6 protein-coding genes and 1 CRISPR repeat array are annotated in these 9,801 nt (G+C 69.0%); all 6 genes read right to left on the bottom strand.

Features of this window, described 5'->3' with window-relative positions; all coding sequences use genetic code 11:
* Window positions 1-207: 207 nt before the first annotated feature.
* A CRISPR array of direct repeats spans window positions 208-3,097; the repeat unit is 36 nt; unit sequence GCTTCAACGGGGCCCAGGGGGGTTCCCTGGGAAGAC.
* A 192-nt stretch (window positions 3,098-3,289) separates the two neighbouring features.
* A complete protein-coding gene (gene cas2 / locus Gocc_RS06880) occupies window positions 3,290-3,583 on the bottom strand; it encodes a CRISPR-associated endonuclease Cas2 (RefSeq protein ID WP_114795768.1) in 294 nt (97 codons plus the stop codon).
* Window positions 3,583-5,262 carry a CRISPR-associated endonuclease Cas4g/Cas1g gene (gene cas4g/cas1g, locus Gocc_RS06875; protein WP_114795767.1) on the bottom strand — a complete coding sequence of 560 codons (1,680 nt, stop codon included), beginning with the start codon at window positions 5,260-5,262 and terminating at the stop codon, window positions 3,583-3,585. Before cas4g/cas1g ends, cas2 begins: the two co-directional genes overlap by 1 nt.
* A 37-nt stretch (window positions 5,263-5,299) precedes the next feature.
* Entirely contained in the window at window positions 5,300-5,548 is a 249-nt protein-coding gene (locus Gocc_RS06870) for a type II toxin-antitoxin system HicA family toxin (RefSeq protein ID WP_114795766.1), read from the bottom strand.
* A complete protein-coding gene (locus Gocc_RS06865; protein ID WP_114795765.1) occupies window positions 5,545-5,757 on the bottom strand; it encodes a 2-oxoisovalerate dehydrogenase in 213 nt (70 codons plus the stop codon). The genes Gocc_RS06870 and Gocc_RS06865 overlap by 4 nt, the downstream gene beginning before the upstream one ends.
* Window positions 5,758-5,986: 229 nt before the next feature.
* Window positions 5,987-6,937: a type I-G CRISPR-associated protein, Cas3-extension family gene (locus Gocc_RS06860; RefSeq protein WP_114795764.1), complete on the bottom strand. Its 951-nt coding sequence runs from the start codon at window positions 6,935-6,937 to the stop codon at window positions 5,987-5,989.
* The gene (gene cas3g, locus Gocc_RS06855) at window positions 6,934-9,801 is read right to left on the bottom strand and encodes a type I-G CRISPR-associated helicase/endonuclease Cas3g (protein ID WP_114795763.1); all 2,868 of its coding nucleotides are present in this window, start codon (window positions 9,799-9,801) and stop codon (window positions 6,934-6,936) included. Before cas3g ends, Gocc_RS06860 begins: the two co-directional genes overlap by 4 nt.

Here is a 9,801-nt window from a genome sequence, read left to right as displayed (position 1 = left end):
GCCCGCTCCACCAGCTCCTGCGCGAGCGACTCGTCGACCGACCGCTCAGCGCTCCCCGCCACCGCCGACGACGCGACCGGTGTAGTCAGATCAGACATCACAGCTCCCTTCCGCCGGCGCTATGGCCGGCAAGCCAGGCAACTGGACTTACACCGTTCGTCGGACAGTCCCGACGCGGATCGATCAGCGCTTCCAGGTGCGGAACGGGCTTCAACGGGGCCCAGGGGGGTTCCCTGGGAAGACTGCGAGTGGCTGCACGAGCTGCCGAGGCGGCAAAAGGCTTCAACGGGGCCCAGGGGGGTTCCCTGGGAAGACACCCCGGGGTATGGGGACACGGCGGGGGCCTCTACAGCTTCAACGGGGCCCAGGGGGGTTCCCTGGGAAGACGTCGAGCTGGCGCCACAGTCCCGGAGGCGCCTCAGGGCTTCAACGGGGCCCAGGGGGGTTCCCTGGGAAGACCAGCCGCCGCGCCAACGCGTTCAGCACATGCCTGCGGCTTCAACGGGGCCCAGGGGGGTTCCCTGGGAAGACAGTCCCCTAATACCGCCAGCGGCGTCGGCTATCAAGGCTTCAACGGGGCCCAGGGGGGTTCCCTGGGAAGACGAGCCGCAGCCCGCGTTTCGGCTCGCACTAGCAGTCGCTTCAACGGGGCCCAGGGGGGTTCCCTGGGAAGACCCGGGCGCGTCAGCCGTCAACAGCAGCGACATCGTGCTTCAACGGGGCCCAGGGGGGTTCCCTGGGAAGACCGGCACGGAGAGACGGTCGCCGACCTCGAGGCCGAGCTTCAACGGGGCCCAGGGGGGTTCCCTGGGAAGACTCGTTCTACGACTTCTTCCGCCGCACCTACCACCTGCTTCAACGGGGCCCAGGGGGGTTCCCTGGGAAGACAAGTTTGATGACCGCACCGCTCGGCGCGTGGCGATGCTTCAACGGGGCCCAGGGGGGTTCCCTGGGAAGACGCGCGCTCGTCGCGCTCGGCGCAGATCTCGCCTCGTTGCTTCAACGGGGCCCAGGGGGGTTCCCTGGGAAGACCGACAGGTCGAGGAGCGCGGACGCGAGCGACGGCAGGCTTCAACGGGGCCCAGGGGGGTTCCCTGGGAAGACGCATACTGCTCAAGCAGACTGTCAGCCAACAAGTCGCTTCAACGGGGCCCAGGGGGGTTCCCTGGGAAGACGTGAACGTGCCGCCGCCAGACATGCGCCACACCTGGCTTCAACGGGGCCCAGGGGGGTTCCCTGGGAAGACGGTACGCGGCGGATGGGCGCAGGTGGCGGAGGGGCGGCTTCAACGGGGCCCAGGGGGGTTCCCTGGGAAGACATCCCTGCCGCCAGGGTAGCTCCGCCAGAGAGGCTGCTTCAACGGGGCCCAGGGGGGTTCCCTGGGAAGACGAGTTCGAGGTACGCGGACGCCTTCGCGAGAGACGCTTCAACGGGGCCCAGGGGGGTTCCCTGGGAAGACCAGCGCCGCCGTGAAGTTCGCCGCCTCATCGTCCGTGCTTCAACGGGGCCCAGGGGGGTTCCCTGGGAAGACCAGCAGACCGGCGTGCCCGCGAACACATCCTCAAGGCTTCAACGGGGCCCAGGGGGGTTCCCTGGGAAGACGGCGTCCATCGCCGCGACCGCAGACCGTGCGAAGAGCTTCAACGGGGCCCAGGGGGGTTCCCTGGGAAGACTCCGACATGCCGGCAGTGGACGCTCAGCGACCCCGGCGCTTCAACGGGGCCCAGGGGGGTTCCCTGGGAAGACTCACAGCGAATGCGCCGGTACCCCTCCAAACACCGGCTTCAACGGGGCCCAGGGGGGTTCCCTGGGAAGACCCGCGAAGGACCACACCGAATGGGCGCGACTACTGGCTTCAACGGGGCCCAGGGGGGTTCCCTGGGAAGACCCTGCTGTCGCGGTCGGCTCGTGGACCACGGGCCGGCTTCAACGGGGCCCAGGGGGGTTCCCTGGGAAGACCCGCGGACCTTGAGAGGCGTATCTGCCTCTTGGAGCTTCAACGGGGCCCAGGGGGGTTCCCTGGGAAGACAAGCCGGGCGGATTCTCCGTCCGCTACCGGATCGGGCTTCAACGGGGCCCAGGGGGGTTCCCTGGGAAGACGTCGGCGTCGAGCGCAAGACGATCACGATCGACTAGCTTCAACGGGGCCCAGGGGGGTTCCCTGGGAAGACCAGCCGACGCAAAGAAACTCGCGCGCATACTCCTCGCTTCAACGGGGCCCAGGGGGGTTCCCTGGGAAGACCGCCCCGTCTGTCGATCAGATGCCTGTCGTCGTGCAGCTTCAACGGGGCCCAGGGGGGTTCCCTGGGAAGACAATCTCGGTATCTGACCACCTTCGGCGCAGACCAGGCTTCAACGGGGCCCAGGGGGGTTCCCTGGGAAGACGCGGGAGGGCCGCGAATCTCCCAAGAAGTGACAGTCGCTTCAACGGGGCCCAGGGGGGTTCCCTGGGAAGACTCGCTGCAGGCGGCTGGCGACTACGAGCAATCGCTGCTTCAACGGGGCCCAGGGGGGTTCCCTGGGAAGACTGGACGCCGACGACCCTGATGCGATCCGGATGGCGGTGCTTCAACGGGGCCCAGGGGGGTTCCCTGGGAAGACATGACTACCGACAACCTGTTCGACGCGGAGTACAAGCTTCAACGGGGCCCAGGGGGGTTCCCTGGGAAGACTGGATCACGGAGGAGTATCTGGCGCGCCAGGCGGCGCTTCAACGGGGCCCAGGGGGGTTCCCTGGGAAGACGCGCGGATCAACATCGACGACCAACTGGCCATCAGGCTTCAACGGGGCCCAGGGGGGTTCCCTGGGAAGACACTCCATGCGTCGCTGTCGTCGTCGAGGTAGCGGAGCTTCAACGGGGCCCAGGGGGGTTCCCTGGGAAGACCGGCTAAGGGGAGCACTGAGGGACTCCGGTCACGGGCTTCAACGGGGCCCAGGGGGGTTCCCTGGGAAGACCCGACTACTTCGTCGACGGCAACGCCTACTGGCTGCTTCAACGGGGCCCAGGGGGGTTCCCTGGGAAGACTCCTCGCCGGCGCCGACACGCGCGAGCACGGTGTCGCTTCAACGGGGCCCAGGGGGGTTCCCTGGGAAGACAGCTCCTCTGCGAGGGCGCATGGGAGCTGGGTTTGCGGCCGCCGATGCGAGTGCGGGGCGCACGGGGGCGGCCGGCGAGAACAGCGAAGGCTCTCCTGCGGTGTGGAGTACGGCGTAGCTTGTCAATGTGCAGGGACTTTGCGAATGCGAGCGAGTCCCGCGGGTGACGCTAGCACCTCGCCGCTCGCAGTGTCAGACGACGGTCGCCTCGCCGGGCGCGGGAAGCCGGGCGCTCCCGGAGACCCACGTGATGCGCCCCGCGCTCGAGCGGCCGGGTGGGCCGAGATCGACCAGCACCGCATAGTCGGCACCGAGGTCGAGCACCTCGCGCAGGCTGCGCTCGAGCCACGCCCGCTCCATGGCGCTGAGGTCGCAGATGAAGATCGAATACTGGAGACGGTAGCCCCATGTCTCGGCGACCTTGGCCGTCCGGCGCAGGCGCGAAGCATCCCGAACGTCGTAGCAAAGGAGATACCGGGTTCGCATCAGCGTGTCACGAACGGCCGGTATTCGGGGATCTCTCCGAGCAGCGCCGCGGCGAGCAGGCGTGCCTGCAGCTCGAGCGCCCGGCGGTAGGTGACGCGGTAGCCGAAGGTCGGATGGATCACGCCGGCGAGCATCCGCTGCTCGAAGGCGGCGATGACGGCTTTGCGCCCCGGCGGCGAGAGGGCGAACGTGCCCGCGCGCTCGACGAAGTCCCCCGGCGTCAGCCGCGATCCGTTGACGAGCGTGAGCAGGGTCGAGTCGGCGATCAGCGGACGGAACTCCTCCATCAGATCGAGGGCGAGCGCCGGCCTCCCGAAGCGGGGGCGGTGGTAGAACCCGAGCAGCGGGTCGAAGCCGACGCGGCGGGCGGCGAGGGCCGCCTCCTTGGTCAGCACGGCGTACAGGAACGAGAGCACGGCGTTCGCCCGGTCGCGCGGAGGCCGGCGGGTGCGGCGCTCGAAGTCGAGGACGAGTCCGCCGCGCGATGCCCGGCGGCCGAACAGCGCGCCCAGAGCCTGGAAGTACTCACGGGCCGCCGCGCCCTCGACACCGAGCAGGGAGCCGGCGTCCGGACAGCGCCGCGCCTTGCGTGCCAGGCGCTGCAGCCGCGCAACGGCGTCGGCTGTCCGCTCCCCTCCGTTCCTGCGCAGGAGGACGCGCCCGTTCTTGATCTTCGCGGCGACGAACGCCTTCGCGAGTGCGAGCGCCGCCTGCTCGTCGTCGGCGTGCCGGAACTGCGCGATCCGCAGCTCGATGTTGCGCGGCTCGAGGCCGACCGTCATCGCCTGGAACCAGCCGCCGAACGAGAAGTGCGTGACGGGCACGCCTGCCCCCGCCAGCTCGCGCAGGGCGGGGCCGGAGATCGAGGCGGCACCCAGCACGGCGACCTCCGAGACGTCGATCTGCCGCAGCGAGGCAAGAACGTCGTCGCCCTTCACCACCTCGATCCGGCCGGACGACAGGCGGACGTGGGAGCCGGGCTCCTGCACGTACAGGGGTGCGGCGTCCGGCCTGGCGGCGATCAGCCGTCTCGGCCGCCCGCGCTCCCGGGCAAGCCGGAGGGCGTTCGTCTCGTCGGGAAGGCAGATGCCGACGAGCGAGCAGCGCGGACACTTCGGGCTGCTCACGAGAGGCGGCGGTGGCTGAGTGCCGGCGGCGACGCGGCGCAGCTCCACGAGGTGTTCGCGCAGCTCGCGCTCCACCGCGCCGTCCACCTCGACCGGGATTCGCGTGCGGGTCTCGCGGAAGCTGAGGTAGCCGCGCTCGCTCCGGTAGCCGTTCTCGCGCAGGACGAGCACCTGAGCCGCGACCTGGAGGCGCTCCGGGTCCCACGCCGAGCCGTCCGGGCGCGGCCGGCCCTTCTTGTGGTCGACCGGCGAGACGGTGCCGTCGTCGCCCTCGACGAGGTCGATCTTGGCGATCAGCCCCAACCGCGGCGCGTCGAGCGTGACCGAGCGCGCCTCGCCGCTCCAGCCGTCGTCGGCTTCCTCCGCGCCGGGCATACGCCCGCCGCCGCGGTCGCTGCGGACGTGGACGAGCGTGCCCGTCGCCGTGTCGGCGTTCTCCTCCCACAGCCCCTCGACCCACTCGAGGTAGAACAGGCGCGGGCAGTAGACGAACTCGTTCAGCATCCGCGCCGGAACGAGGTCGGGCACCGAGGCTTGCGCGACGCCGGTCATGCAGCCACCGGGCCGCACGGTCGCATGCGAAGCCGGATCAGCGGCTGAAGAGCGCCTCGACGAGGTCCTCTCTGCTCGACTCGAGATACGCGGCAACCTCCGAGAGGATCGCGCTCAGCGTTCCCACCTTCAGGGCGGCATGCTTCGGGATGGTGATGTGGTGCTCCCGCCCGCGGGCGGTCGAGGTGAGACGCAGGTGACTGCCCGTCTGACGCGTCATCTCGTAGCCGTAGCGGCCGAGCAGCACTGCGAGTCGCTCGCCGGAGACATCGCGCGGCAGTCTCAAGCGGCGATGATCTCGTCCCTGACGACGTGGAGGCGGATGACCTGCGGGCGATCGGTCTCGTCGAAGTGGCAGCGCACGGCATCGCGCACGCTGAGGCGGAGCTCGTCCATGGTCTCGGCCTGCGTGAAGATGGGCACGCCGAGCGCCTGCGCCTCGAAGCCGCCCTCGGGCGACTCGGTGATCGAGAAGACGATCTCGCTCTCTGCCATGCACTGAGAGTATCGGCCCGGCCGGCAAGGTGTGCGATGAGCGCCGACGCGGGGTCGGAGGCTTCGCCGCCGCGGTCGCTGCGGACGTGGGCGAGCGTGCCCTTCGCCGTGTCGGCGTTCTCCTCCCACAGCCCCTCGACCCACTCGAGGTAGAACAGGCGCGGGCAGTAGACGAACTCGTTCAGCACGCGGGCCGGAACGAGGTCCGGCACCGACTGCTGCCCCACGTTCATAGCGTGCATCGTGTGCCGCCGAGCAAGGCTTTCGCGGGAGTGAAGCTTCGTATCTTCCCGGTCGTCACCCTCGTGCTCGCGAACACCTCCGCCACGCCGATCGCGTGGAGGCGGTCGCGGTCGGGCGGATCAGCGACTATGTCCCTGCTTGCAAGCAGACTGACGAGGGTCGCTCGTGACGAGGGCACTTCCCAGATCGGCCAGCGGATCGTCCGGCCGACTGACGAACCACCGTACTGGAACCCGGTCGTCTCCACCCTGCGACACCTCGGCATCGTAGGAAGGAGCGGAAGCGCTTCGATAGCAAGGCGGTTCGCTCCTCGAACCGTACGGATCGGCGCGGACTTCGACTTCGCAGGATCGTCTGCCCGTAGCGCGTAGCGCCGGTCGTCGACGGGGTCCCAGCGCATGGTCGGACGCTCATCCCCGTAGCGCCACGGCTCGAACAGTGCACGTCGAACGTCGTCCGCGGTGGCGAGGTTGGCAAGCTCGCGCATCGATCGCAGGAAGTGCTGATGCCCAGCGCCGCTCATCGTTCGCAGAGCCGTGTCCTGGATCGTCGCTTCCTTCTCTTTCTTGGGAAGCTCGCACCCAAAGGCTGCGATGAAATCAGCCCATCTCCTCTCGTCGGGCGTTGCCGCGTTCGCAGCCCTCGCCGCTACGTCACGAAACGCCGAGTGCGTGACGCTTAGGTCGTCGCCGAGTTCGGTGAACTCGGGGCGCCGAGCGGCGCCTCCGCACGCATCGAGAATCGTCTGGGCGATGTCCGCTTCGCTGAGATCGCCTTCTGCCTCCAGCACTGGGCGCCAGCCGACTGCGGCGAACGTCCACGACAGCCTAACTCTCCGCTCGGTCCACGCATCATCGAGGACGGCGAGCGCCCCGAGCGCGGAGAGGAAGCCGAGCAGATTGCCACCATCAGGGCCCCTCGCGACGAGACTCGTCACGTCCGGCTCGCTTCTGCTTCGGACTGACGGTGATCGGCAAGGCGCAGCACGGCCTCCAGGAAAGCGAGCCCCCACCAGCCGTAGCGCCGGGTGCAGGCGACGAACCGATCGCTGATGCCCGAGCCGAGGCGTTCGAGCCCGTGCGCGCTCGAGGCCTCGAGCACTTCGCCGTCGAGCTGAGCTGTCAGGGAAACAGGGGACTCATCGACGACGGGTGGTAGGAAGGGCCTCCCGTGACCGTGATGGCTCGCCACGAGATGCAGCACGAGCTCGGGATCGTTCGCAGTATCCAGTAGTTTGGACCGCGACTCGATCAGCGCCACCGACGCGCTTTCGTGCCGATACCCCGATGGGTAGCCGGCGAGCTCGCGGGCGCGCCTCCGCGCGACACGGTCGCCTGCTCGCATGCCCGACTTGGCCATCGGCTCCGGGCTTGTGGCTGCGGCCACGGCGTCGCCACCGTAGAGCATGATCTGAAACCGCGGATCGATCTTGCCCAGGTCGTGCAGTCGCGCGGCCAGCGTCAGATCGCCGACGACCTCCAACGCGAGGCCGCTGGCCGCGGCGAAGGCTTCCGCCCGCTCGGTCACGCCGTTCGTATGGTCGGCAAGGGTGATGGGGCCTACGAACGACGAAGCATCGCCCTCGTCCGTGACGTCCGGCTCGCTCGCGGCCCGGGGCTTCCCGATCACGACGAGTCCGGAGTTGTCCGGATAGGGGGCAAGGTGGCGCCGAACTCGGTCCCACGAGCTACGCACGTCCTCGAGGAGCAGCTCCGCCGCCGTGCCGATAGCCGTTTCCTGCATCTCCGCGCCGATACGGTCGAGGAGCCCGTCGAGCGACGAGCGGATGTCGTCGCCGCCTTCCATGAGCTTGAGGAGCTCTTCGATCGCAAGCCTGACGGCAGGAACGTCGTCCGAGCAGCCGCGGAGAACCTCCGGCTGAAGTCGTAGCGCCGGGCGCCGATGCGAAGCGAGAACCGCCGCCTCAGCGACGTCCTCGACGGGCGTCTTCGACGTCGGGCTCCAACCAAACTCGTCGAGCCCTCCCCACGCGGCCGGGACCACGATCGTGTCGCCGGTTCGGATCTCGCCGATACCGACCGGCGTCGTCCCGTCGTTCCCCGGCCCCCGCCACCTCAACACGCGTCTCGCATCGGTCTCAGCCGGCTCCTTCAGCTCTCTTGCTCCTTCGACGTCGGCGAGATCCTCCTCGACAGAGCCGCGACCTACCCAACGACGCAGGTCCGCGAGTCGAAGCGAGATGACCTCGCCCGTGCGGGGTGGGACGAGCGCGACGACCTCCGCCCACCGCGTCGGGTCTTCTCCGAGATCAACGCGCCAGACGACCTGGACGTCTGGCGGTTCAGCGTCATCGCCGTGGAGGAAGAGCGCCGGCTCCGGCTCGACCGCCGGTCTCGGAGAGGTCTGGGCGAGTCGGTCGAGATGGGCGGGCAGGAGCACGGGCGCCGACGTGCGCGGGGCGAGCAGCGCCCGCAGCTCGTCTCCTGCCGGAAGGCGCCTCTCGAGAGCCCGCACGCCGAGGTCGATCTCTCGGCTCTTCGCCCGACCCGAGGGAAGGAGGCTCTCGAGCCAGCGCCAGGTCGACCGAAGAGCCGTCCCGTAGATCGGGTCCTCCGCCTTCGCAGCGATGCTCGCTTTGCGCGCGATGATCACGGCTCGTGTCTCACCGAGGTCGCCGAGCCTGTCCAGCCGGCCGAAACGCTGTCGCAGCGAATCGAGCGGAGCGATCTCGGTGACGAGCGCGTCGAAGTCGAGGTCGGCGCCCACCTCGATGCATTGCGTCGCGACTAAGTACAGGTGCCGCTCGTCGCCTTGCCGCTCTCGTCCGGCCCGGATCCGCTCCCACCAACTCTCGATCAGACGGTCACGATCGACCGGACGGCTCCTGCCAATCAGGAGGATGCGGTCCGCGTCGCTGTCTCCACCGAGTCGTTCGAACACCTCGCGTGCGGCCGCGACCCGGTTGACGACGATCCCGATCACGCGAGCTCGGTCGCCCCGTGCAAGCTCACGCGCCGCGTCTGCGACCTTCTCCGAGAACGAGTGATCCTGCGCAGCCTCGAGGCGCGCGAGCTTCTTCGCGTCGAAACGCCGCGTGAGCAAGGGATGATCGAGCGCGGCTTCGCGTTCCGCCGCAGCAGGAAAGGTGCCATCCGACGAGTCGAGGGTCGCTGACATGCGAACGACGTGCCACGGCACCGAGATCGGGGTCTCGCTCCACGTCCTGTAGCGTCCGATCGCTGCGAGCGTCTCCTCGAAGGGCTGAGAGAGATGCGCCTCGTCGAGCACGATGAGCGCGTCGTTCCCAACGAGACCCGCGTGGATCGGAAGCTGGTTCCCGTCCCGATCGGGAAGTCCGTAGCCGCGGAACAGCAGACGCGAGCCAACCTGATCGACCGTGGAGACGCAGACGAGCGGCTGCACCGGCGAGTGCGCCCAGCCGTGGTCGAGGTACATTCCGCCCCTGAGCTCGGCGGCACGGAGCGGGACGTCGCCGCCGAGAGCGAGGAGCGCCGCAGCAACCTCGTTGAGCGGATCGGAGTCGTCCTCGCCTGCGTGCCGGAGCCTTTCAGCGATGCGCCTGGCACGCTGGAACGCCTCGTCGACGACGATGCGGCGGTCGACGGCGAAGAAGATCCGCCGCGGTTGCCGCCGATCGCCGGTCGGATTCGTCACGAGCGCCCACACCGCGATGTCTATGAGCGTCGTCTTCCCGGCGGCTGTCGGGAGGTCGACCGCCGCCGGCCAGCCACTTGTGACGACACGCTCCGCGAGCATCTCCTGCCATGGGAACGGCGCGCGCCCATGGAGCGTCTCGAAGAAATCGGCGAACGAGATCAT

This window comes from Gaiella occulta (genome assembly GCF_003351045.1).
Classification (GTDB): domain Bacteria; phylum Actinomycetota; class Thermoleophilia; order Gaiellales; family Gaiellaceae; genus Gaiella; species Gaiella occulta.
This window is presented reverse-complemented; position numbering and strand designations above follow the sequence as displayed.

Coding starts and splice junctions, on each gene's coding strand:
- cas2 (WP_114795768.1), bottom strand. CDS start 3,583: ATGCGAACCCGGTATCTCCTTTGCTACGACGTTCGGGATGCTTCGCGC.
- cas4g/cas1g (WP_114795767.1), bottom strand. CDS start 5,262: ATGACCGGCGTCGCGCAAGCCTCGGTGCCCGACCTCGTTCCGGCGCGG.
- Gocc_RS06865 (WP_114795765.1), bottom strand. CDS start 5,757: ATGGCAGAGAGCGAGATCGTCTTCTCGATCACCGAGTCGCCCGAGGGC.
- cas3g (WP_114795763.1), bottom strand. CDS start 9,801: ATGATCTCGTTCGCCGATTTCTTCGAGACGCTCCATGGGCGCGCGCCG.